The organism is Microcoleus sp. AR_TQ3_B6 (assembly GCF_036702785.1).
Classification (GTDB): domain Bacteria; phylum Cyanobacteriota; class Cyanobacteriia; order Cyanobacteriales; family Microcoleaceae; genus Microcoleus.
Genome location: NZ_JAUBVJ010000004.1, coordinates 71,930 through 94,872, shown reverse-complemented (window position 1 = coordinate 94,872; position 22,943 = coordinate 71,930). Strand labels below are relative to the sequence as shown.

General features: G+C 45.5%; 16 protein-coding genes and 1 pseudogene. 9 read left to right on the top strand and 8 right to left on the bottom strand.

Features of this window, described 5'->3' with window-relative positions; all coding sequences use genetic code 11:
* Positions 1-485 precede the first annotated feature (485 nt).
* Both tnpC and QUB56_RS37100 read left to right on the top strand, forming a co-directional pair.
* Positions 486-1,964, top strand: a complete 1,479-nt coding sequence (tnpC, locus tag QUB56_RS03645) for an IS66 family transposase (protein WP_332953250.1) — start codon at positions 486-488, stop codon at positions 1,962-1,964.
* 380 nt (positions 1,965-2,344) lie between these two features.
* Positions 2,345-3,790: pseudogene (locus QUB56_RS37100) on the top strand (IS5 family transposase).
* A gap of 108 nt (positions 3,791-3,898) precedes the next feature.
* Here the strand turns inward: QUB56_RS37100 and QUB56_RS03630 are convergent.
* Positions 3,899-4,099: a mechanosensitive ion channel domain-containing protein gene (locus QUB56_RS03630; protein WP_332953245.1), complete on the bottom strand. Its 201-nt coding sequence runs from the start codon at positions 4,097-4,099 to the stop codon at positions 3,899-3,901.
* Between the two features lie 772 nt (positions 4,100-4,871).
* Between QUB56_RS03630 and ahcY the strand changes: the two genes are divergently transcribed.
* From ahcY to QUB56_RS03610, 4 genes are all read left to right on the top strand, one after another.
* A complete protein-coding gene (gene ahcY, locus QUB56_RS03625) occupies positions 4,872-6,149 on the top strand; it encodes an adenosylhomocysteinase (protein ID WP_332953244.1) in 1,278 nt (425 codons plus the stop codon).
* Positions 6,150-6,349: 200 nt separating this feature from the next.
* Positions 6,350-6,964 (top strand): DedA family protein, encoded by a 615-nt coding sequence (locus QUB56_RS03620; RefSeq protein WP_332953243.1) that lies wholly within the window; start codon positions 6,350-6,352, stop codon positions 6,962-6,964.
* A gap of 443 nt (positions 6,965-7,407) precedes the next feature.
* Positions 7,408-8,832, top strand: a complete 1,425-nt coding sequence (locus QUB56_RS03615; protein WP_332953241.1) for an NADP-dependent isocitrate dehydrogenase — start codon at positions 7,408-7,410, stop codon at positions 8,830-8,832.
* A 250-nt stretch (positions 8,833-9,082) separates the two neighbouring features.
* The gene (locus tag QUB56_RS03610; RefSeq protein ID WP_332953240.1) at positions 9,083-10,420 is read left to right on the top strand and encodes a glycosyltransferase family 4 protein; all 1,338 of its coding nucleotides are present in this window, start codon (positions 9,083-9,085) and stop codon (positions 10,418-10,420) included.
* Positions 10,421-10,440: 20 nt separating this feature from the next.
* Here the strand turns inward: QUB56_RS03610 and QUB56_RS03605 are convergent, their stop codons facing one another.
* A complete protein-coding gene (locus QUB56_RS03605; protein WP_332953239.1) occupies positions 10,441-11,055 on the bottom strand; it encodes a glutathione S-transferase N-terminal domain-containing protein in 615 nt (204 codons plus the stop codon).
* Positions 11,056-11,124: 69 nt separating this feature from the next.
* Here QUB56_RS03605 and QUB56_RS03600 point away from each other — a divergent pair, with 69 nt between their 5' ends.
* Both QUB56_RS03600 and QUB56_RS03595 read left to right on the top strand, forming a co-directional pair.
* Positions 11,125-11,517, top strand: a complete 393-nt coding sequence (locus QUB56_RS03600; protein ID WP_332953238.1) for a DUF2358 domain-containing protein — start codon at positions 11,125-11,127, stop codon at positions 11,515-11,517.
* A 300-nt stretch (positions 11,518-11,817) separates the two neighbouring features.
* Complete coding sequence (locus QUB56_RS03595) at positions 11,818-12,990, top strand: TRC40/GET3/ArsA family transport-energizing ATPase (protein ID WP_332953235.1); 1,173 nt, start codon at positions 11,818-11,820, stop codon at positions 12,988-12,990.
* A gap of 336 nt (positions 12,991-13,326) precedes the next feature.
* On the opposite strand, the gene QUB56_RS03590 is transcribed toward QUB56_RS03595, so the two are convergent.
* The 6 genes from QUB56_RS03590 to QUB56_RS03565 form a co-directional block, all read right to left on the bottom strand.
* Entirely contained in the window at positions 13,327-13,620 is a 294-nt protein-coding gene (locus QUB56_RS03590; protein ID WP_332953233.1) for a hypothetical protein, read from the bottom strand.
* Positions 13,610-13,906, bottom strand: a complete 297-nt coding sequence (locus QUB56_RS03585) for a BrnT family toxin (RefSeq protein ID WP_332953231.1) — start codon at positions 13,904-13,906, stop codon at positions 13,610-13,612. Before QUB56_RS03585 ends, QUB56_RS03590 begins: the two co-directional genes overlap by 11 nt.
* A 128-nt stretch (positions 13,907-14,034) precedes the next feature.
* The gene (locus QUB56_RS03580) at positions 14,035-15,099 is read right to left on the bottom strand and encodes a hypothetical protein (RefSeq protein ID WP_332953230.1); all 1,065 of its coding nucleotides are present in this window, start codon (positions 15,097-15,099) and stop codon (positions 14,035-14,037) included.
* A gap of 96 nt (positions 15,100-15,195) precedes the next feature.
* On the bottom strand, positions 15,196-17,490 hold the full coding sequence (locus QUB56_RS03575) for a DNA phosphorothioation-associated putative methyltransferase (protein ID WP_332953228.1): 2,295 nt from the start codon (positions 17,488-17,490) through the stop codon (positions 15,196-15,198).
* Positions 17,491-17,696: 206 nt separating this feature from the next.
* Positions 17,697-21,113: a response regulator gene (locus QUB56_RS03570; RefSeq protein WP_332953226.1), complete on the bottom strand. Its 3,417-nt coding sequence runs from the start codon at positions 21,111-21,113 to the stop codon at positions 17,697-17,699.
* Between the two features lie 122 nt (positions 21,114-21,235).
* The gene (locus QUB56_RS03565; protein ID WP_332953224.1) at positions 21,236-21,667 is read right to left on the bottom strand and encodes a response regulator; all 432 of its coding nucleotides are present in this window, start codon (positions 21,665-21,667) and stop codon (positions 21,236-21,238) included.
* A 402-nt stretch (positions 21,668-22,069) separates the two neighbouring features.
* Between QUB56_RS03565 and purC the strand changes: the two genes are divergently transcribed.
* Entirely contained in the window at positions 22,070-22,807 is a 738-nt protein-coding gene (gene purC, locus QUB56_RS03560) for a phosphoribosylaminoimidazolesuccinocarboxamide synthase (RefSeq protein WP_332953223.1), read from the top strand.
* Positions 22,808-22,943: the final 136 nt, after the last annotated feature.

Sequence of the window (22,943 nt, the reverse complement as noted above, 5' to 3'; positions counted from 1 at the left end):
CTCTTCCCCTCTTCCCCTCTCCCACTCTCCCACTCTCCCACTCTCCCACTCTCCCACTCTCCCACTCTTCCCCTCTCCCAACTCAAAATTCAAAACTCACTCACGGTCAAGTGTTCGTGAGTACAAAGTCACAGGTACGGGTTGACGAATTTTCATCTCTGCCCGGACGCAGGCTACTTTAATCGCCACCACAGCCCTGGTTTTTGTCCGTCGCACCTGTGGTTGCGGCAGCGTCCAATAGCGAACAATAAGATGCAAAGAACCATCGTTAAGGCCTAAAGTATCAACTTCTGGAGTTGGTTACGAAAAAACGCCTTCGACTTCGGAAATAGCTTTAACCAAGGGTAACTGCTCACCGCAACTGCGTTGCGGTATTGCAAAAGAGACCAATGAGTAAGCGTCAGAATGCTGCGCGATCGAACAGGGAGTAAGTGTACTTTCGGTTTCGATGGCCAAACAGGGAAAGATTAGAGTATATTACTCTCATGGTCACAACTGCCACAGCGATAAGTTCACCAGCCGAAACCACCGTCGCCTGCGCTCGACAGATGGCGGCAACAGTGCTGATGATTGGAGAGTGGTTGTTGAAGCAACAACAGCAGCTCAAAGAGCAACAACGCCTGATTGAAGCACAGCAACAAGAGATTGAACAGTTAAAAGAAGCGCTCTCCAAGCTGAAAAACCGCACCTCATCAAACAGTTCGCTCCCCCCATCAGCAGACCAACTCAAAAAACCCAGCGACAAAAGCAAGCGGAAAAAAGCAAAAAAACGCGGTCCCAAATATAACCATCCTGGAAAGACCCGCAATGGATTTGGTGAGCCTGACAAGATCGTAGAGCTGGCACTAGAAACCTGCCCGATGTGTCATGCCACAGTAGAACCAGCTCGAGCAGCGCCCCGGAAAGTCCAACAAGTGGCCGAATTGGTAGAGCAACCAGTAGAAATCAGAGAATACCGTCGCCCCTTGTGCCAGTGCGCCGATTGCGGTTGGTCAGGATACTCTCAATTACCGCCAGGAGTAAGAGAAGGATTTAGCTACGGCGGCAGGTTATGTAGCGTGGTTGGTTGGTTGGGATATGGGGGTAACTTACCCTGGAGAAAACAAGAATATTTTGTGGAACACGTGTTGGGAGTACCGATGTCTCAAGGCAGTTTAGCCAAAATGCAGCGCTACTTTATCGATTGTTTGCAGCCAATTTATCAGCAGTGGCTGACTTACGTGCAACAGCCTGGTGTGCGTTGCGTTGATGAAACCACATACTGTATCGATGGGATCAAGTATTGGTTGTGGGTAGCCAGCAGCGATCGGGTTTGCGTACTACTATTAGCTCCGACTCGTAGCAGTGCTCAACTCAAACAGTTATGGGGAGAAAACTTTGAAGGTATTCTCAGCAGTGATTGTTTCAGTGCTTACAACCCCCAGTCGGCAGCAGCAAAACAGAAATGTTTAACCCACCTAGAACGAGATTTGGAAGCACTAAAACTGAGTCGTTTTGAGGGCAATCAGCTATTAGCTGAGGCAGTCGGAGAAATTTTAGCTACTGCCAGAACCCGATATCGCCAGTATCATGTTGGTCAATTGAGTCGGGAAGCGATGGCAGCAGAACGTTTGGTACTGGAAGCCAAATTGCTTAAGATCTTGACTGATGCGCCGATTAACGGTTGGCCTGCCGATGCCCAACGATTAGCCAAGCGGATTCAACGTTATTGGACAGAGTGGTTTACTTTTTTAAATTATCCAGAAGTTAAACCTGACAATAATGATGCCGAAAGAGCTTTACGCCCGGTAGTCGTGCATCGGAAAGTAACAGGAGGAGCGCGCAGTGATTGGGGTGGTCAATTAGTAGCTCAAATGTTTAGCTTTCTCGAAACAGTCCGATTGCAAGGAGCAGAAGCTATCGCTCAACTTTATCAATTACTGTGTTTGGCTGGTCGCAGCCCTCCTGGCTTACAGTTCAACTGAACGCTTAATTTCTGGCTGGTGATGCGACTGATTTCACCTGGGTCTCTATTTTTCCTGTGGAAAATTCCTCTCTGCTACCAAACTAGCAAGTGGGGTCATCACCATTGATGGCTGTATTTGCGATACCGCAACGCAGTTGCGGTGAGCAGTTACAACCAAGGTTTAAATTGCTAGGGAAGGTCGGTATCGGACGCTAAAATTAAAGGCAGGTCTGTTCGCCTGTGTGCCATGGCTGTGAGTACCCGCACTGAATTGGTAAATAGCGATTGCTGAATCAGTTGTTCAATTAAACACTCTATGGGTGGTCTGAGCAAAAAAAGGTGTACGAGTGTAAGAAAAACAGCTAAAACAGCTTCGGAACCCTTGCATCACCGCGCGCGGTGTACAGAAAATCTGAGCTTGCTCCCCCTCACCCTCCGACTTTGAACTGCCTTTTGGAGGGAAGTTGTCAGCAGATAACCGTTGGCTAAAGATGGCCCCAGTAATACCGTGGCCAGAATTTGAATCAGAATATGCTGAAAACTTCCCCACAGAAATCGGTGCACCAGCTTTCATCATTTAGGATGGCGTTAGGGGCATTCATCATTAAGGAAAAATTAGAAATGGTCTCAGCAAGAAACAGTATAACAAATCCGGGAAAACCCCTATCAGCAATACTTTATCGGTCAATCAACCTAAAGTAATGAACTCGCATTTGACCCATCACCCCGCTGTTCACTTTCGACAGGCGTTTCAGTGCGAACCTAATTAATAAAGTGAACGAACGAATGGTGAATAAAATGTCCGAAATCACCGCATGCCAACCAAAAAAAGGATTCGGACGCAACAAATGAGTCACACTATCGAGAAAAATTCATTATAGATGCGACCTGCGCCCCAGCATAGCCACCGCTATCCCACCGAGTTAGGACTATTAAACCTTGCCAGACTTGACGCCGAAAAATTTATAGACATCCTCTATAAAAATAGAAAAGCGAAATTTCATAAAAAAATAAGAATCGGCATTAATCTAGCAATAATTGACTACTTAGTAGTAGCAAAACAAAGACTATACTCCCGAAACAAAAGAATAAAATTGATTCACCAACAACTCTAATATATCAAAAGAAACTTAGCTCATATTGAACAGCTACTAGAGTTAAGTGCCACCCGATAAAGTGTGAATAAAAAGCAATATAAACCCCTACTATTCGTCGCCGGAGTCTATCACCAAGAGCAGGAATTTTTTGAAAATAAAAAAAAGAGCATAGAGGATAAAATAGTAAGTTTAAGCCAACCCCACATCCGTTCCTATGTCGCGAGGAAAAGCCGGAAAAACCGTAGAGTTTGGAGTTAAACAAGAGCGCGGTTTGCTCGATCGGGATATGTATTTTTAGACCGGATGAGCTGGGATAATTTTAACGAATCAGGAGACCTAAAAGCACAAATAGAAGCCTCGGAATGCTTTCACGGGATACTATTCAGAGTCAGTTCATGCCGCTCGGATCTATAGGACAAGAAAAAACCGCGTCTAGTGTCAAGAAAGAGGAATTAGGAGCAGTGAGCCACCTTGGAGAGGATGAGGAATGCAATTTGTCAGAAAGTTTGGGTAATGTAAACGCAGATTTAATCTCGATCGCGTGATGGCAAAACTTGATAATACTTCACAAACCTCTATTGCTATTGCTTTTTTTTTAGTCATGAACCTTTCTACCAGGCTGCGCCGGTTTTTTTGTGGGTTTTTATGCCGCTCGGGGAAAACAACACTTGTTTTTGGGTTGACGATCGTCAAAAATTATAAGTGGGGCAACTCGCTGCTGCCAAAACTGATCTTTAACTCTGCTTGAATTAGCCATCGGTCCTGCTTTTGGTTTTCCATAACTTATTCTGCCAGCCCTAAATACGATCGCATTCGGCACGAGACCTCGCTCTCCCCGAGCGGTCAAAATTTGAGTTTAACGCATCGAAATCTTTTCAACAGTAGCTTCAAAGCCTTCTACAAATATCTGATCGGCCAATAGAAACGGTTCGTGCAACAGCAGCAATATTCCCGCTAAAAAGTTTTTGAAGATGTCTTGGAATGCGAAACAAATAGCTACTGAAACCACTCCTAACAAACCGATGATATCTCCCAAACCCAAAGCCGGGAACGCCATCACGGAGGCGCTCGAACTGCCAGCGGCCCAAGTGAGAGTTTGGGCGTTGCTTAATCAGGGTATGAAAAAAATAAGTTGAAAATCCAGAAGCTTTGTGGGTACTGGTTTCTATGACTGGCATATTTAGCCTTTCATACCGTAAATCAGCAACGCCAGAGTTTGAACCTCCCCACCTCTAAAGCCGGGGGATTCTTGCCCACCTTCAAGGCGACAAGGAGAAATTCAAATATCCCTCTACTCACTCAAAGAACTCTCGTTCTCCCGGATCGTATACTTTATTCCTTCCTTCATTTTTAAAGATTGAACGATCCGTACTCTGCCATTATTTGCCCTTTAACTATTGCGACTCAAGTCGGATTAGTCCGTTGCCGGCATTGCTCGCCCTCTAGGATATTTCTATGCGCTCTTATGTTATTCCTACTTAATTAGCACAGTCCTATTTTACCATGCCGCTCTTCCCTTTTACTGTGGCTAAAGGCACCAATCGGCTTATCCCCATGTCGGTAGCTCGGGGCTTGCGTCTCACTTTTAGGTCAAATAATTCCAAAAGGCCACGCTAACACAAAAGATTGAGCTCGATCGCCCGACAAGAATGTTTTACTCTCACTGTGCGGGTAAGTCCATCGACTCGTTCGCAAATTGGTCGAACACAATCTAAATTTAAGATTAGCACCGCGAAGGCCCCCGATCGAGTAAAATCACAGCACTTGCCCGCCGATGACTTAATCTGCTAAAACTAACAAAGTTTGATAATTTCTCAGAAATAACATACATGGTTGCTACACCCGTCAAGATTAAACACGAAGTCAAAGACTTGTCCCTCGCCCCGTTGGGAAAGCAACGCATCGAGTGGGCCGGCCGGGAAATGCCCGTTTTGCGGCAAATTCAAGAACGCTTCGCTAAAGAAAAGCCTTTCGCTGGCATTCGCTTGGCTGCTTGCTGCCACGTAACCACAGAAACCGCTCATTTGGCTATCGCCATCAAACTCGGGGGTGGGGACGCCGTACTGATCGCCAGCAACCCCTTGAGCACTCAAGATGACGTAGCGGCTTGCTTAGTTGAAGACTACGGCATTTCCGTCTTCGCCCTCAAAGGAGAAGACGCGGCTACCTACGAACGTCACGTCTACACAGCCCTAGACCACCGCCCCAATATTATCATCGACGACGGCAGCGACGTGGTAGCGGCCCTGATCCAGCACCGCCCGAACCAAATTTCCGACTTAATCGGAACTACCGAAGAAACTACCACAGGCATCGTCCGCCTGCGGGCAATGTTGAAAGATGGCGTGCTGACTTTCCCCGCAATGAACGTCAACGACGCCGACACCAAGCACTTCTTCGACAACCGCTACGGCACCGGTCAATCTACCCTAGACGGCATTATCCGCGCTACCAATATTTTGTTAGCCGGTAAAAATATTGTGGTTGCCGGTTACGGTTGGTGCGGCAAAGGCACGGCACTACGGGCCCGCGGCATGGGCGCTAACGTAATTGTCACCGAAATCGATCCGATTCGGGCGATCGAAGCAGTGATGGACGGTTTCCGCGTCATGCCGATGGACGAAGCAGCAACAGTCGGAGATGTATTCATTACCGTTACCGGCAACAAACACGTCATTCGTGCCGAACATTTCGAGACCATGAAAGACGGCGCAATTGTTTGCAATTCCGGTCACTTCGACATTGAGATTGACCTCAAATCCCTCGGCGCAAAAAGCACCGACGTGAAAACAGTCCGGTCTTTCACTCAAGAATATCACCTCAATAATGGCAAGTCGGTTATTGTGTTGGGCGAAGGTCGTTTGATCAACTTGGCAGCAGCCGAAGGACACCCCAGCGCCGTGATGGATATGAGCTTTGCTAACCAAGCTTTAGCCTGCGAATATCTAGTTACGAACAAAGGCAAACTAGAGCCTGGTATTCACTCAATCCCCGTGGAAGTTGACAAAGAAATTGCCCGTCTAAAATTGGAAGCAATGGGTATTTACATTGATACCTTGACTGCCGAACAAATTGAGTACACAAACTCTTGGACTTCGGGCACTTAATCATCGTTTTTCGTTCCCGGGCTCTGCCTGGGAATATTCTCGTTTATCATTCCCGGGTTCTGCCTGGGAATGAATACCACGAGGCTCTGCCTCCTGTATTTGGAGTCGAGGCAGAGCCTCTACATATGCCTTCCCAGGCTCTGCCTGAGAACGAGCAAAAACGAGAAAAATACAAAGTAAATATTACCTATTGAATCAAAATGGTTGAATGGATAACTAACACAATGCAGTCGATGGGCTATCTCGGCATTGGGCTGTTGATGTTTTTAGAAAATCTTTTCCCGCCCATACCCTCAGAATTGATTATGCCGCTGGCAGGATTCACGGTATTCAAGGGCGGAATGGAGTTTTTACCTGCGATCGCAGCAGGAGTAATCGGTACAGTTCTGGGGGCACTTCCCTGGTACTATGCCGGTAAATTATTGAGCGAAGAACGCTTGAGGAATTTAGCCGACAAATACGGCAAGTGGATCACTGTATCGGGCGCCGATATTGACAAAGCGAATAGATGGTTTAACAGACACGGCAACAAAGCCGTGTTTTTATGTCGCCTCGTACCGGGAGTTCGCACCCTGATTTCCCTGCCCGCTGGCATCAACAATATGCCTTTAATTCCTTTTTTACTTTACTCAACAGGCGGCACTCTTTTGTGGGTGAGTTTCCTGACTTTTGCCGGATTTAAACTCGGGGAAAATTATCGACTTGTAGAGGAGTATCTGGATCCGGTTTCCAAAATAGTTGTGGTGACTATTGTCATTTGGTTTATTTTATGGGTGGTCAAAAAGAATATGCAGAAGGAAAAATATCGCAAATAAATCCAAATTTTGTGAAAATAATCTGCGTTGCTTCGCGTTCATCTGCAGCGAAAATCACCATTTTGACCCGCCCAAAAACGAATACAAGTTTCCTAGAGGAGTCGTGAGCGGCCCCAAGTTTTAGACCCGAGTTCAAGGTCCCAGATGAATCGGTGGAGTAAATCTCAAAACTCAAATCTTAAATTTCAAATCCACTGACTCGCTTCCAGCATCTTCCCAACATTAGGGCTGAAAGATAGAGATTCATATTTGATAGAAACTTCTGCTATCTTTGCTACTTTTTTAAAGTTACTTTGAAATTTACGATCGCCCAAAAGTCACAGTGACGGCCAGCCTCACGCCCCAAAATCAAACTTAAATTTATACAAATATTTAGGATTTGTTGAGGTTTAGGCAGATAATCGTGGCAAAATAGGGAACATTGCTATCCGCGCTGTTAAGATATGTACGAAAAAATTGTAGCCCCGACAACTGGTTCTAAAATTACTTTCAAAGATGGTTCGCCGATCGTCCCCGATGACCCGATTATTCCCTTCATTCGCGGTGACGGTACCGGTGTGGACTTGTGGCCAGCATCCCAGAAAGTCATGGATGCTGCGGTAGAAACAGCTTACGGCGGCAAGCGGAAAATTAACTGGTTTAAGATTTATGTAGGCGACGAAGCTTGCGATGTCTACGGTACTTACCAATATTTGCCGCAGGATTCCTTAGACGCCATCAAAGAATACGGAGTCGCCATCAAAGGGCCGCTGACAACCCCAATCGGGGGCGGCATTCGATCGCTCAACGTAGCTTTGCGGCAAATCTTTGACCTTTACGCCTGCGTGCGGCCCTGCAAATATTATGCTGGAACACCATCGCTGCACAAAACTCCTGAACTGCTAGACGTAATTATTTACCGGGAAAATACAGAAGATATTTACCTGGGAATTGAATGGCCCAAAGGCAGCGAAATCGGCAACAAATTAATAGAATTACTCAATAATGAGTTAATTCCGGCAACACCAGAACACGGGAAAAAACAAATTCGTCTCGATTCGGGAATAGGAATTAAACCAATTAGCAAAAGCGGTTCTCAACGTTTAGTGCGGCGCGCCCTCGCCCACGCTTTGCGGTTGCCGAAAGACAAGCAGCAAGTGACTTTGGTGCACAAAGGCAACATCATGAAATACACCGAAGGAGCTTTCCGAGATTGGGGTTACGAGCTAGCAACTACCGAATATCGCGATCGGTGCGTGACTGAAAGAGAGTCTTGGATTCTAGGCAACAAAGAACAAAATCCCGACATTAGCTTAGAAGATAATGCCCGCCAAATAGACCCGGGATACGATGCTTTGACTCCCGAAAAACAAGCCAAAATTCGTCAAGAAGTCGCAGACGTTTTGTTTGAAATTTGGGCCACTCACGGCAGCGGTCAGTGGAAAGAAAAAATTATGGTCAACGACAGAATTGCTGATAGTATTTTTCAACAAATTCAAACTCGACCTGGCGAATATTCGATTTTGGCGACCATGAATTTGAACGGGGATTATTTGTCCGATGCGGCGGCAGCAATTGTCGGCGGATTGGGCATGGGTCCCGGCGCGAATATTGGTGATGAATGTGCAGTTTTTGAGGCAACTCACGGCACTGCACCGAAACACGCCGGTTTAGATAAAGTCAATCCTGGCTCTTTGATTTTGTCCGGGGTGATGATGTTAGAATACATGGGATGGCAGGAAGCTGCCGATTTGATTAAGAAGGGTTTGGGAGCGGCAATTTCTAACGGTGAAGTTACCTACGATTTGGCCAGGTTGATGGAGCCCCCGGTACCGGAGTTGAAGTGTTCAGAGTTTGCGGAGGCAATTATTAAGCATTTCGCGGATTGAGTTCCTCGGTCCGCCAAAAATTGCGTGATGGAAGCAGATAAGAAAATCATTCCAATCCTGAATCAGCAGTAGCTTTAAAACAACACCGCGCTCTTCTATGTATTGGTACACTTGCCAAAATAGGGATAGCGGTGTTATAAAGTTCTTGAGTCTCATAGCAATGCTCACTCGGTAACAATTATTTAGGGTAGGCAAGCAAGGGGGCAACCGCAGGGAAGTTCTCCTAAACCTATATATATCATCGCGAATTATGACAAATTGTACAGATACTGGAATTTTTATGAAAAACCCAGAGAAAATTGATAAAATGCGAGTTTTGATTCTGGCGGATGTTTGCAATCCTGAGTGGCCTTCTTTACCAGTGGTTGGATATAAATTTGGGCGTGCGATCAGCCATTATGTTAATGCTACGGTTGTTACTCAAATTAGGAATAAACCAAATATCGATCGAGCCGGAATGGGTAACGCTAAAGTAGTTTATATAGATACAGAAAATATTGCTGCTCCCATTCAAAAGCTATCTGATTTACTTACCGGTGGCTCAGAAAAATCCTGGACTATTAGGGTAGCGCTGGGTTATTTCAGCTATCTCGCCTTTGAATGGGAAGTATGGCAGCGCTACAAGCAAGAGTTGCAAAGCGGGCATTTCGATGTCGTTCACCGGATTACCCCGATGTCGCCCACGCAGCCAAGTCCTATGGCAGCTTGGAGTCCTATTCCTTTTTTGCTAGGGCCTCTCAACGGCGGGCTGCCTTGGCCGAAAGCTTTCACAACTGAGTTGAAGCGGGAACGCGAGTGGTTGACGTATGTGCGAAATGCTTACAGGTTAATGCCTTTTTACCGCTCTACTTATGAACGTTCCGCAGGAATTTTGGCGGCATTCGATCACACGATCGTAGAATTGCCAGCCTCAGCGAGAGCGAAGACAATTAATTATGCCGAAGTTGGCATCGATCCCGAATTGTTTAAGCTGCCCGAACGCTCTAGCAGCGAACAAGTGACGGTACTGTTTGTCGGCAGGCTAGTTCCCTATAAATTGCCAGAAGTTGTCATTCGCGCTTTCGCTAACAGTTCGATTTTGCAGCAGCATAAATTAGCGATTGTTGGCGACGGACCCGAACGTCCTAGACTAGAACAATTAATCGCAGAACAAAATTTAGGCAACTGCGTTAAACTTTTAGGTCAAAAAAACCAAACTGAAGTGGGAGAATTGATGCGCCAAGCTGAGATTTTTGCTTTTCCCTCGATTCGCGAACTGGGTGCTGGCGTTGTGGTTGAGGCAATGGCCTGCGGTATGGCTTGTGTTGTAGTTGACTACGGCGGACCCGGTGCCCTGGTAGGGCCCGATCGGGGGATTAAAGTTCCTCTCGGTAATTTAGACACACTGGTCAAAAATTTTACCGCAGAACTCGAACAGCTGGTCGCCGATCGCGATCGTGTTGCACGGCTGGGCCTTGCAGCCCACAATTACGCCATGAATCACTATTCCTGGGATGTTAAAGCTCAGCAGATCCTGCAAGTTTATCAATGGTTAGCAAGTCATGGCACTGTCAAACCGGATTTTGAGCTACAGTCAAATACCTTGTGACCGCTCCTCAAGTTTAATTCTCAGTTAGGACTTGCGCCAACTGCCATGCCGCGCTCAACGGCGGGACGCTTCTGCAAGGTTTCTACCCAACGTTTGAGGTGGGGGTGGTTGTCGAGGGTTAATCCTTGAAATTCGTAAATAGCAACCCACGGATAGGTAGCAATGTCGGCGATGGAATAGTCGCCGCAGATGTATTCGTGTTTTGCTAGTTGAGTGTCTAATACTCCGTAGAGCCGCAAGGTTTCTTTTTCGTAGCGCCCAATGGCATAGGGAATTTGTTCGGGTGCAAAGCGTTTGAAATGGTTGAGCTGACCAAACATTGGGCCGACGCTGGCCATTTGAAACATCAGCCACTCCATAACTTGAAAGTATTTTTGTTTGTCGGTGGGCAGAAATCTGCCTGCTTTTTCCGCTAGATATATCAGGATGGCCCCTGACTCGAAGACGGTGATGCCGTTATCTCGATCGACTATGGCCGGAATTTTGCTGTTGGGGTTGATGGCTATGAATTCTGGGCTAAATTGCTCGTTTTTTGTGATGTCGATGACGTGCACCCTGTAGGGTAAACCTATTTCTTCGAGCATGATCGAGACTTTGCGGCCGTTCGGTGTGGTAAAAGTGTAGAGGTCGATCATAAGTTGTCCGCCTTTTCTCAAGCAAGTATAAACTATATTATAATGATTTAAGGCAAATAGCTAATCATAATGGATATTATTGAAATTCTCAAACACGATTATCAACGATTTCCTGAAAATCAGACTTACAGCATTTACGCAAAAGAGGTTTATTTTGAAGACCCAGTGAATCGATTTACAGGAGTCGAACGCTACCAACAAATGATCGGGTTTATGGGGACTTTTTTTAAAGAAATTAAACTCGACTTGCACAACATTTCCCAGTCGGGAGATACTATAGAAACTCGCTGGACTCTGAGCTGGATCGCACCGCTACCTTGGAAACCGAAAATGGCGATCGCCGGTAGGAGCGAACTTAAAGTCAACAGTGATGATTTAATTGTTTCTCACATCGATTACTGGAACTGTTCGCGGTTGGATGTGCTCAAACAACTCGTATTTCCCGTGAAAACTAATGTTTGACAATTGTTCTTAGGTTTTTTAGCAATAAAAAATAGTGTTTCAAGAGCGAGATCCCTTTTTAAACCGCAGATATTAGCAGATAAACACAGATGAACGCTGATGGATTTTTAGGTCTCGCAATTGATATCTGAGATAAATAATTTTAACTGATCTTGACATGGCAGCAATTTCCTGGCTCGCGGGAAATGTGCTGGGCTCAGCGGTGGGCGATCGCCCCAATTAATTCCCCCAGTAAATTAATTTTCGTTACATAACGTTACAATATAGGAGTAAACTATTTTCAGGCGAGCTAAACAATCAATGCGCTTAATATTAATGACCGGAAAAGGCGGCGTCGGCAAAACCTCCGTAGCCGCTGCGACTGGGCTGCGGTGTGCCGAATTGGGATACAAAACCCTAGTGTTGAGCACAGATCCCGCTCACTCTTTAGCCGACAGCTTCGATATGGAACTCGGGCACGATTCGCGGCTGGTGAAACCGAATTTGTGGGGAGCAGAATTAGACGCTCTCAGGGAATTAGAAGGCAATTGGGGAGCCGTTAAGCGCTACATTACTCAAGTCTTGCGAGCGCAGGGGCTCGAAGGGGTGCAAGCTGAAGAATTAGCCATCTTGCCAGGAATGGATGAAATCTTCGGTTTAGTGCGAATGAAGCGCCATTACGACGAAGGCGAATTTGATGTTTTAATTATCGATTCTGCTCCGACTGGCACTGCATTGAGACTGCTCAGTTTGCCGGAAGTTGGCGGCTGGTACATGAGAAAATTTTACAAGCCGCTGCAAGGCATATCAGCCGCTCTTAGACCTTTAGTTGAACCTATTTTTAGACCAATTGCGGGTTTTTCTTTACCAGACAAAGAGGTGATGGATGCACCTTACGAGTTTTACGAACAAATCGAAGCTTTGGAAAAGGTTTTAACTGACAATACTGTCACTTCGGTAAGGTTAGTTACTAATCCCGAAAAAATGGTAATTAAAGAGTCTCTGCGCGCTCATGCCTATTTGAGTTTGTACAATGTAGCCACTGATTTAGTAGTAGCTAACCGAATTATTCCCGCAGAAGTAACTGACCCATTTTTTAAACGGTGGAAAGAAAGCCAGGAGCAGTACCGTCAGGAAATTCACTCAGATTTCCTGCCGCTGCCAGTTAAGGAGGTGCCACTTTATTCTGAAGAAATGTGCGGTTTGGCAGCTTTGGAACGGTTGAAAGAAACGCTTTACAAAGACGAAGATCCAAGTCAAGTTTATTACAAAGAAAATACGATTAAGATCGTCCAGGAAAACAATCAATATAGTCTTGAACTGTATTTGCCCGGAATTGCTAAGGATCAGATCCAGTTGAGCAAAACGGGAGATGAGTTGAATGTTCGGATTGGGAATCACCGCCGTAATTTGGTGTTGCCGCAAGCTTTAGCGGCGCTGCAACCTTCGGGGGCGAAGATGGAGGAGGATTATTTGAAGATTAAGTTTGCTTAACAAGACTTACGCACTATCAACCTAAAAAACCCGGTTTCTAGCAAAAATCGTGGATAATCCCTTGAAATATTCACGCAGAAACCGGATTTTTTGCCCCCGTGCAGGTATTGAGCTATTCAGCAGACTTACGCCATTCTTGTCCAAGGCGAACGGCTTCGTCAAAAGTAGGATGGTTGCGTCTGCGTTTATGAGACAGTGACTTTTGTAATGGTATCAATTCCGATTTCTGAATGATTTAACCGCAGAGGGCGCAGAGGGCGCAGAGTCTGCCGAAAAGAGAGATGAATAATTCCAATGTCAACGGATTTGATATGAGATGCTGCTGGCTAGAGACAATTAACAGGACTCAGCACGAAGGACTTCGTTTAATGCCTCATCAATCACTGCTTCGCTGACACCTCGACGCTTCAAACTTGCTACTAAGGCTGTTACTGTCTCGCTCTCAAATCGTTCTAAATCAACGCGCAAACCTTGACCGATATAAGCACGAATTAATGGCTGATAACCCGAAAAACCCAACAATGGTGCCACTTTCTTTAGATCTTCCACAACATCTTCGGGCATACGGATCGTCACGCTAGTCATTGGACGGTTGCGGTCTAATCTCTGCTTTAATGCTTCAACCTTCATACTCTGCCCTCTCCTGACGAGTTGCTTTACGTGCTGAAATAATCCGAATGAGATTCTCTTCACGCTCAATGTGAACCACATAAAGTAGATTCCACCGACTATCTAGTCCAATCACAGCATCACGCGCTTCCTCATTGCGGCTGGCATCAACGACAACTAGAAATGGGTCGAAGAAGACTTCAGCAGCTTGTTGAAAAGTAACCCCATCATGATTTATGGGATTGATCCGCGCTTTTCCGTCATCCCATACAAAGGTAATGCCATTGAACACGAAGTATACATTCATGCTCCCTAGTATAGATAAAATGTATTTATAATGTCAATACGTTATTCACAAAAAACGATCGTTTTCAAATCTAGACGCAAAGACTTTGCACGTCGGCTGCAACCGAATTGTTAGTGCATATACGCATTTTATGATTCTTGGAAACCAATAAATTTCCGCAAATCCTCCAGAATCCCTGGGAGTTTTTCTTGATCTCGCAGTTCCCAATTGCTGACTCGAAACACTTGCCAATTTTCTCTGCGTAGCTTTCTATCCTCCTTTAATCGCTTTGAATAGGATTGTTCGTCGGCGCGCCATATTGATTGCTGCTTTACTGCATAGTGGCTGATATCAGCTACTAGAATCACGTATCTCTTACTATTCCAAAACGCTACAAAATCAACTCGATAAAGTTCATCTCCATGTGTTCCCGCAATAGAACGAAGATTTCTTTTAGGTTGAGAGTGCCATTGAATCCACGCTTGAGGAATTAATACAGGTACATCCTTATTTCCCATGTCAAATCTTTTTGCATATGCTAAAAAAAAATCCTTTTCATATTGAGTTTGATTCATGTCTCTCAGAGCTTTCTTGAATACTTCATTTGTTGAATTATCAAGACCGTAAAATGCCTCTAGCATTCTAAAGCTAAAGTTTGGGTATACCTTTTCTGTCAATAATCCAAGTCCATCCTGTAGCTCATATTTTAATGTTTGTCTTTCCTTTTCAGCAGTAATGGAAAAGTCAGGCTTCAAAATTCCAAATGGCATTCCAGCAGGAAATTGATATGCAAACAAGTCTTCACCAAAAAATGAGCCTATATAGGTAATTTTATTATCTTCTACCACGAATCCAAGTTCTTCACAAAAAGATGAAAGAAGGCTCTTTGATTCAGGCGATAAGTCGTGCAGTTGTAGAACATATTCAAGCAATTTAAAAATTTTTTGAACTGTGTCTACATTCTGCCAATCACCTGAATTATAGAGTTTATCAACTAATCCACGACGTGTTTCATTTGAAACGGTAATCTCATGATTTACAGTAAAACCGAAGCGTGAAAAAATACCTTCAATATCCTTGAGCTTGAAGTGCTCTGCACAGAAATCTTTGAACTGAATTTTGAGAGCTTTTAATAAAACATTGGGATTTTCCAGCATCTGCAAGTCTGTCTGTTGGGAAATCATAGAAATTTTAGCAATATAAAATTCTCCCACTATTGTAGCGTATCTTTGCGAGCGCAACAAGCCTATCTACTCAATTTAATATATCTGAGCATCTTCGCTACGGTTCCCATTTATTTCGGTTCCCTCTTATTTCGCCTCCTCTGCGCCATCTGTGCCCTCTGCGGTTTGTTCAATCTTTCCTGCATTCAGCTCAGTTTTTTTCTGCTGGCGTTCCGACGCTGCTTTTTGCAGCATTTTCAACTTTTCTGGGTCAGAATTCGATCGCCAAAACAACTTATGATCCTTAATTTTAACGCAATTTTCCTCCAAACACTTCACCCATTCTCGATGTTTCTTAACTGCGCCACGATCTAGAATCCCTAACTTTTCTTCTTGGCGGGTGAGTTTTGCAAACTTTTCGTAATGGGGATAACTAGCAGTAACAAAAGCTTCTTTCCTCACTAAAATTGGCGGGTTGTACAAATCAGAATAGTCTTGATAGCTCACAGAAAGGTCGCGCAAATCTATGTGCATAGAAGTGTGAAGGGCTGGATGCGGGTTAGTGTCAAAATCGGGATAAAATAAATAGGAAATTTTAGGTTTGTGAGCGTGAAATTTGATGATTGTAGCGCCGTCAAGCCTGCCAATCGTGCGGTTGGCGCAGCCTTCGTAGAGCCGCAGCAAAGGGTCAAGTTCTTCTAATGCAGAGACGTGCACTGAAAGGGAACCGTGCTGTTTGTAGCCGATCGCACTATCTTCGCAGCAGTCAGCCACAATATCGGGTTTGCTCAGACTGTAAAGCATTAAATCTGCCAAAGTGCAAGCTTTTTGATAATTGTCAAACAAACCTTTGATGTCGTTGCGGATTTGAGCCGGGAGCCGGCGGATTGAAGGCCGATCGCCCAAACCGTTGAGAGCGAGATATACCAGCAAATCTTGGCGGCGCTTGTCGGCGATTTTCTCCCAATCATCCGCATCCGTTGCTTGCAAAATCACCCTCCAAGCGCGATTAAAACTGTGAAATTCCTCCTTAATCGCCGATTCTTCCGCTAGTTCGCCTTTAACCGGAAGGCGGCCTCGATCGCTCACAAAAGCCATCAAAGGAGCCAGCATCTCCGCATAATCCTCAAACCGCTTAACTTGCGATCGCACTCTGGGAGTCGATAAGCGCGATCGAAACCGAGAAGCACGAAAACCTTCACCCTCCGCTGCATCCCGAAATACAAAATAAATCCCCAAAGCTACAGGAATCGCATCAACACTCAAAACTTGGTCGATATAAATCTTTAACTCTTCCTGTTCGTAATACTTCTGAAAAGTATTCCGAGAAGTAATCACCCCATCCCCGTAAGCAATTTGACCTTGTTGGCGCGAGTCAATCAAAACCTGAGCCGCTACAACTAATAATTTTTTAGTCAATCCCCAAGCATTCAGCAAAGCTTCTCGGCGTTCCGCCAAAGATTCAATCACATTAATCACGTAACCAATATTCACAATATCTGCACAAATTCGGGGAGTATCCGGCTGATAGTATGGGTCCCAACCCGAAACCGCATAACCTTCTTGTGCAATATATTTAATATCCCCGCCGTAACCGCAACCGTAATCAAAAAAAGTCGCCCCGTCGAGCGCTAAATCCGCTTCTAAAACCAGACGCAAAGGTTTAGAAAGCGAGTTGCGTACCATCGCAGCTTTGTGTCGCTCGATTTTAGGAAGTGAAAGATCGCTATTGTCTTGTTTCAAACGCTCGACAACAGCATGATCTTGAATTTCCACACCGCAATATCCCAAATATTTGAGCCAACCCTCGCGAGTGCCGATAACGCTAGTATTGTCAAGCAGTCCCCACTTTTCCTCGCAGCGAGTTAGTCTAGCAAACTTTTCGTAATTGGGATAATCCGCAGCTACAAAAGTTTCCTTGCGGTGCAAAACCGGCGGATTTTCGCTGTTGCTGTAATCGAAATATTTAACTTCCCCTGTTTCCAGATTAATTTGGATGCTAGTTTGCAAAGCAGGGTGAGCATCTGTGTCAAAATCAGGGTAAAAAAGATAAGATATTTTAGGTTGATGGAGTGAAAATTTAACTAAAGTTGCTTCATCAATATTTTCGAGAGGGCGTCTGGCACAATTTTCGTAGATTCCGAGGACTGGGTTGAGTGCTTGCAAAGCCGAAACATGAACGTAAAAAGCCGTAGGTAATTTTTTCCCCACCTTGCTTTCTCGACAGCAGCGAGCCACTTTTGCCACCAGATTGTCAACACAAAAATTATTCATTTCCTCGGGTGAGTACGGCACATCCTTTACAGTATCTTGGTCAGAACTAGCCTCGTTTTCATACAATAAAACTTCCCGAGCAAAACTCATCAAAGGCGTTAGCAGTTTTTCATCATTTTCTAATGAATCGCTATCTAAAATAGTGTTTGTACTGGTATCGTAATTCATAGCTAAATTAATTATTTTTTTAATTAACCGCAGAGAACGCAGAGGACACGGAGTGAAGAAACAAACAAAATTTATCTATAATTTCTATATGTAGGATGCATACTCCGTACCGTACCCCTTTATTTCTTAGTTTCTTAGAGAGGGACTTCGTTTTTGTAAGGGCGATTTTAAGGGCAGACTAATATCGACTACGAGCGAGTAAGATATTAACCAAACATTCGAGTTTCCACAAATTCTTGAACCCGAGCTAAATGACGGGACAAACTCACTAATATGTTCTCAACCCTCTCAATCTTTGACAACTCCACCCCTGGTGGTTCAGATTGAAAGCCTCGCGCTTGATTCTCCAATTGTGTGGCCAAATCCGACATCAGAGCAACTCCCACATTAGCAGAAGTTCCCTTGAGACGGTGTGCTTGATATTCCACAGCTTGCCAATCTTTAGCTTCTACGGCTCTTTTGGCAGCAGCCACATCAGTTTGCGCGTCTGCCACAAAAGCTTGCAATAGTCGCTCGGGCAATTTAATATTAACTCGTCCGAGTTGCTCTAATCTGCTCTTGTCGAACAGTCCGTCACAGTCTCTATGTTCCCAAGTTTGAAGTGTGCTCGCCCTTGGTGTCGGCACAGCTACAACCTGCGCTTTTTCCCCAACTTCTGTATAATTTGTTGCTAATTGAGATTTGTTTTCCGAATTAATACTTTTAACTGCATCCTTATTTTCACACTGAACATTCCGGGCTTCATACTTTTTCAGCGCCGCGGCCAAGGCATCTAAATCTACAGGTTTGCTGAGATAATCGTCCATCCCCGCCGCCAGACACTTTTCTCGTTCCCCCGGCATAGCATGAGCAGTTAAAGCCATCACAAAAGTATGGCGATCGCTTCCTTCGATTTCCCTCAACTTTTGCGCCGTTTTGTAACCGTCAAGTACCGGCATTTGACAGTCCATCAGCACTAAATCATAGCTTTTTTTGGCCAGCAAATCCAGCGCTTGTTGACCGTTGACCACGCAGTCAGCCTGATAGCCTAAAACTGCCAACTGTTCGACAAGAACTTGCTGATTGATCGGGTGGTCTTCCGCCAGCAAAATTCTCAGAGATGAGGGCGAATTGGGAGTAACATATTGAGATTTAACTGCTGGCAATTGGCAAGTATTAGCAGCCTCCAAGGTCCCAGAATGTCCCGTTCCCTTAACCGGCGCCAGCATTGCCTCAAGCAGGCGGCTAGGCCGCACCGGCTCGATCACATACCCGTTAAAACCCCGACTGCAAAGCGCTTCCGCCTTCGGCTGTTCCCGCAAAGCAGTCATGGCGATTAACGAGCCAACTGCCGAGGTCGATCGCACTTTTCTCGCAAATTCCTCCGCATCCAACTCTGGCAGCTGCAAGTCCACAAGCACCGCATCGCAGCTTTTTTCCCCCTCCCCCGAATCCTGAGAAATCCCGTCCTGGGCCTTGTTCAACCAACTCAAAGCCTCAGCAGCAGTTTCTGCCTCGTCGCAGCGGGCACCCCAACTTTGAGCGAGCGATCGCACTGCTGCCCTCCTCAAAGCGCTTCCAGAGACTACTAACAGCTTCTTTCCTGCAAGTTCGGGCTCTTGAGGCTCAACTTGCAACTGTTTTTCCAAAGGTACAGTAAACCAAAAAGTCGAACCGCTGCCTAGCAAACTGCGAACCCCAATCTCGCCTCCCATCATGTCCACTAACTGCTTGCAAATAGCCAAACCCAAACCCGTTCCGCCGTAAGGCCTAGTAAGAGAATCGTCTACCTGAGAAAAAGATTGGAACAGCTTGGTTTGCCCTTCTGCGGAAATTCCAATGCCAGTATCCCGCACCGAAAAGAGCAATCTTGCTTCAGGTCTGCCGTCTGCCAGTCGGTTGCCCTGTTTCACAGTTACGTGAACTAGAACTTGACCGCGATCGGTAAATTTTATGGCATTCCCCGCCAAATTCAGCAAAACTTGCTTCAATCTGCCAGAGTCGCCCACCAACTTTCTCGGCACCGAACTGTCAACTAAAATATTCAATTCTATACCTTTTTCCTCTGCCAAATGCGCTATCATTTCTATCACCGATTCAACGCAGCTATCCAAATCAAAATCCGCCTTTTCCAGCCGCATTTCTCCAGCTTCAATCTTAGAGAAATCGAGGATATCATTAATAACGTTCAGCAAATGTTCAGCACTTCGGTAAATAGTCTGAGCGCACTCCTGCTGTTTCGGTTCCAGAGTAGCGCGCAGCAGCAATTGAGCCATTGCCAAAACCCCATTCATCGGAGTGCGAATTTCGTGACTCATGTTCGCCAAGAATTGCGACTTCACCCGGCTGGCTTCTAAGGCTGTTTCCCGCGCTTCCACCAACTCATTAATCTTGTCGGCAACCATCACAATTCCCCCGACTTTTTCGTCGGGACCGTACCAGGGGTGAGCAGCCCACCGCAGGTACAGAACAGATCCGTCTGCTCGTTCCCAGGCATCTTCGCTCACAGATACTACCTGACCTTTGAGCGCTTCTTGGTACATTACTTTCCAGCGATTCGGCGTATCTGGAAACAATTCGTAATGGCTGAGATTGTTGAGGGAGGGCAACTTCAAATTAAATTGACTAACCCATTTTTTAGAGTTAGCCATGTAGCGCATTTGTGTATCGAACATCGCCATTGCTACAGGCACGCAAGTAATAATTTGTCTCAGTTGCTGCCGTTCCCTTTCCAGAGCATATTCCGCCTGTTTGCGCTCAGTAATGTCGCTAATCATACCAGCCATCCGCAGCGGTTCTCCCTGATAATTCCGCTGAGCTTTTCCCTGAGAAGTGCAGTAGCGGTAAAAACCGGAAGAGTGCAGCAGGCGAAATTCTACATTATAGTCTATTTCTTGTTCCAAATGAGCGGCGATCGCCCGGACTATGCCCTCCTTGTCCTCGGGGTGCAGGCGGTCGTAGAGAGCTTCCATAGTCCTGCCAAATTGATCTCGCGACAAACCGATAATTTCCAAAAGGCGATCGTTCCAATAAACCTCATTTTTACTTAAATCCCAATCCCAAATTCCGTCGTTCACTCCCTCTAAAACTAACCTGTACCGTTCCTCACTTTCCTTAAGTTTTTGACTGGTATGAAAAGCCTGAGATTCGGCGCGGTAAATGCGAATGGCATTGTACATACTGCGGGACAAACTCTCGGGAGAAAGCTTGCTTTTAGCGATATAATCAGAAGCTCCAGCCTTCATCAATTCCACAGCAATTTGTTCGTCGCCTTGACCTGTGAGCACAATTAAGGGAACTTTCAGCCCAGCTTCCCGTACATTTTGAACCAAACTCAGTCCGTCTCCGTCCGGCAATCCGTAGTCGAGGAATACGCAGTCAAATTTGCACTCAAATATCTGATTTAATAGCAGCCCCTTTTCTGTCTCCTCAACCTCCCTTAAATGTTGAGATTTATTTTGTTTGCAGAGTTTCGCGATCGGCTGGGTAGAATTTTTGCTGATCGAGAGTTTTGCCAGGGCATCGGCGCAGTCTTCTGCTTCAGTAATTTCTACCGAAACGCCAGCAGACTTTAGCGAGCGTTTGACCGCCATCCGATCGACAGCATCGTCATCAACAATCAGAATTTTGATAAGTTTGTCCATAACAACAGAATTGTGGATTACTCCGAAAAAGCTGCATCCTAGAAAAAGTAATTAAAATAAATGCACCGCTGAAAAATCACCAAAGCCACCTTGAAACTTTTTCTGTTAAATTTTATCTTAATTTAGGGAATTTCGCTCAGCATCCAGTATCTGTTGAGGGTAGCCATAACTTCCACGAAGTTAGAAAAAGTGACAGGTTTAAGAATATAGCCGGCTACATTCAAATTATAAGCATTTACTTTATCTCTATCTTCATTAGAAGTGGTGAGGACGATCACCGGAATCGACCTCAAACATTCATCCAGTCGCAATTCTTGCAAAAACTCGATCCCGCTCATTTTCGGCATATTCAAGTCCAGGAGAATTAACCGGCGCGCTTGAGGCATTGCAGGCTCAATTTTTCCTTCACCACGCAATATAGCTAGAGCTTCTAATCCGTTTGCAGCAATGTAGAGGGGGTTGACGATGTTATTTTTTTTGAACGCTCGCCGGACGTTCATCACATCAACCTCATCATCTTCTACCAAGAGGATATGAATTTTTTTGTCTTCCATAAATCAGCCACTTTGCAGATGTTTTTTAAGCGCCCGTCTCCTTCGCTAGGTTTAATCAGCACCTATCGCGAACCCAGCAGGTTTAATCTCTATTGTCCTTTGTAAAGAATCATTTCTGCCTCACCCGATGGCGGTATCTACCTGCAGGCGTACTGGCCCGTCATTCGATTTTAGATTTTAGATTTTAGATTTTGGATTGACCCCACGGATAAATTCGGGGGCTTGAGGATTTTAGATTTTAGATTTTGGATTGATTCCACGGATAAATCTGGGGGCTTGTACGACCTTTGAAATTCTTGGTCAGGGGCATAAGCGGGACAGCCGAGAGCCAAAAACTCGCCAATAACGCCCTCACAGAGGTACTGTAAAATCTAAAACTCATCTACCTTATTATTCATCGCCATGTCAGCCGATCGCAAACTCTACGAAGGCAAAGCCAAAATCCTCTACTCCACCGAAGACAGCGAAATTTTGCTGACCCACTTCAAAGACGACGCCACAGCCTTTAACGCCCAGAAACGCGGCAGCATCGTCGGCAAAGGCGAAATCAACTGCGCCGTATCCGCCCACCTGTTTCGGATGCTAGAAGCCAAAGGCATTCCCACCCACTTTATCGACACGCCGGCCCCCAACCAAATGCGAGTCTGTCGCGTCCAAATCTTGCCCTTGGAAGTGGTAGTCAGAAATATTGCCGCCGGCAGTCTTTGCAAGCAAACCGGCCTCGCCCTAGGCACAATTGTCAATCCGCCGCTGGTCGAATTTTATTACAAAAACGACGATTTGGGAGACCCGCTGCTGACCCGCGGCCGACTCGAGTTAATGCAGCTAGCCACCCCCGAACAAGTAGACCAACTAGAACTCGCCGCCCGCGAAATTAACGAAATACTCAAAGAATTTTTCACCGAGTGCGGCATCACCCTAGTAGACTTCAAACTAGAATTCGGTATCGACCAACATCAAAATCTGATCCTCGCCGACGAAATCAGTCCCGACACCTGCCGCCTCTGGGACAACGCAGAAACCGACCCCGACGCCCGTGTGATGGACAAAGACCGATTCCGCCGCGACTTGGGATCGGTGGAAACCGCTTACCAACAAGTTCTCCAACGGGTTCTAGCTCATAAAGTTGAGAGGCATTAACAATGCGCTACTAAAAGAATGGAGTCAGAGCCTCGCACTAAGCGGGCGACTTCAATTAATTTATTTATATCCTATGATGATTGGGGTATCATAGGATATCTATAGCAATCCTTGCAGGAGTTGTAAATTTTTTACC

What these genes read in the sequence shown, in the direction of transcription:
- tnpC (WP_332953250.1), top strand. Translation starts at nt 486, where the DNA reads ATGGTCACAACTGCCACAGCGATAAGTTCACCAGCCGAAACCACCGTC.
- QUB56_RS03630 (WP_332953245.1), bottom strand. Translation starts at nt 4,099, where the DNA reads ATGGCGTTCCCGGCTTTGGGTTTGGGAGATATCATCGGTTTGTTAGGA.
- ahcY (WP_332953244.1), top strand. Translation starts at nt 4,872, where the DNA reads ATGGTTGCTACACCCGTCAAGATTAAACACGAAGTCAAAGACTTGTCC.
- QUB56_RS03620 (WP_332953243.1), top strand. Translation starts at nt 6,350, where the DNA reads ATGGTTGAATGGATAACTAACACAATGCAGTCGATGGGCTATCTCGGC.
- QUB56_RS03615 (WP_332953241.1), top strand. Translation starts at nt 7,408, where the DNA reads ATGTACGAAAAAATTGTAGCCCCGACAACTGGTTCTAAAATTACTTTC.
- QUB56_RS03610 (WP_332953240.1), top strand. Translation starts at nt 9,083, where the DNA reads ATGACAAATTGTACAGATACTGGAATTTTTATGAAAAACCCAGAGAAA.
- QUB56_RS03605 (WP_332953239.1), bottom strand. Translation starts at nt 11,055, where the DNA reads ATGATCGACCTCTACACTTTTACCACACCGAACGGCCGCAAAGTCTCG.
- QUB56_RS03600 (WP_332953238.1), top strand. Translation starts at nt 11,125, where the DNA reads ATGGATATTATTGAAATTCTCAAACACGATTATCAACGATTTCCTGAA.
- QUB56_RS03595 (WP_332953235.1), top strand. Translation starts at nt 11,818, where the DNA reads ATGCGCTTAATATTAATGACCGGAAAAGGCGGCGTCGGCAAAACCTCC.
- QUB56_RS03590 (WP_332953233.1), bottom strand. Translation starts at nt 13,620, where the DNA reads ATGAAGGTTGAAGCATTAAAGCAGAGATTAGACCGCAACCGTCCAATG.
- QUB56_RS03585 (WP_332953231.1), bottom strand. Translation starts at nt 13,906, where the DNA reads ATGAATGTATACTTCGTGTTCAATGGCATTACCTTTGTATGGGATGAC.
- QUB56_RS03575 (WP_332953228.1), bottom strand. Translation starts at nt 17,490, where the DNA reads ATGAATTACGATACCAGTACAAACACTATTTTAGATAGCGATTCATTA.
- QUB56_RS03570 (WP_332953226.1), bottom strand. Translation starts at nt 21,113, where the DNA reads ATGGACAAACTTATCAAAATTCTGATTGTTGATGACGATGCTGTCGAT.
- QUB56_RS03565 (WP_332953224.1), bottom strand. Translation starts at nt 21,667, where the DNA reads ATGGAAGACAAAAAAATTCATATCCTCTTGGTAGAAGATGATGAGGTT.
- purC (WP_332953223.1), top strand. Translation starts at nt 22,070, where the DNA reads ATGTCAGCCGATCGCAAACTCTACGAAGGCAAAGCCAAAATCCTCTAC.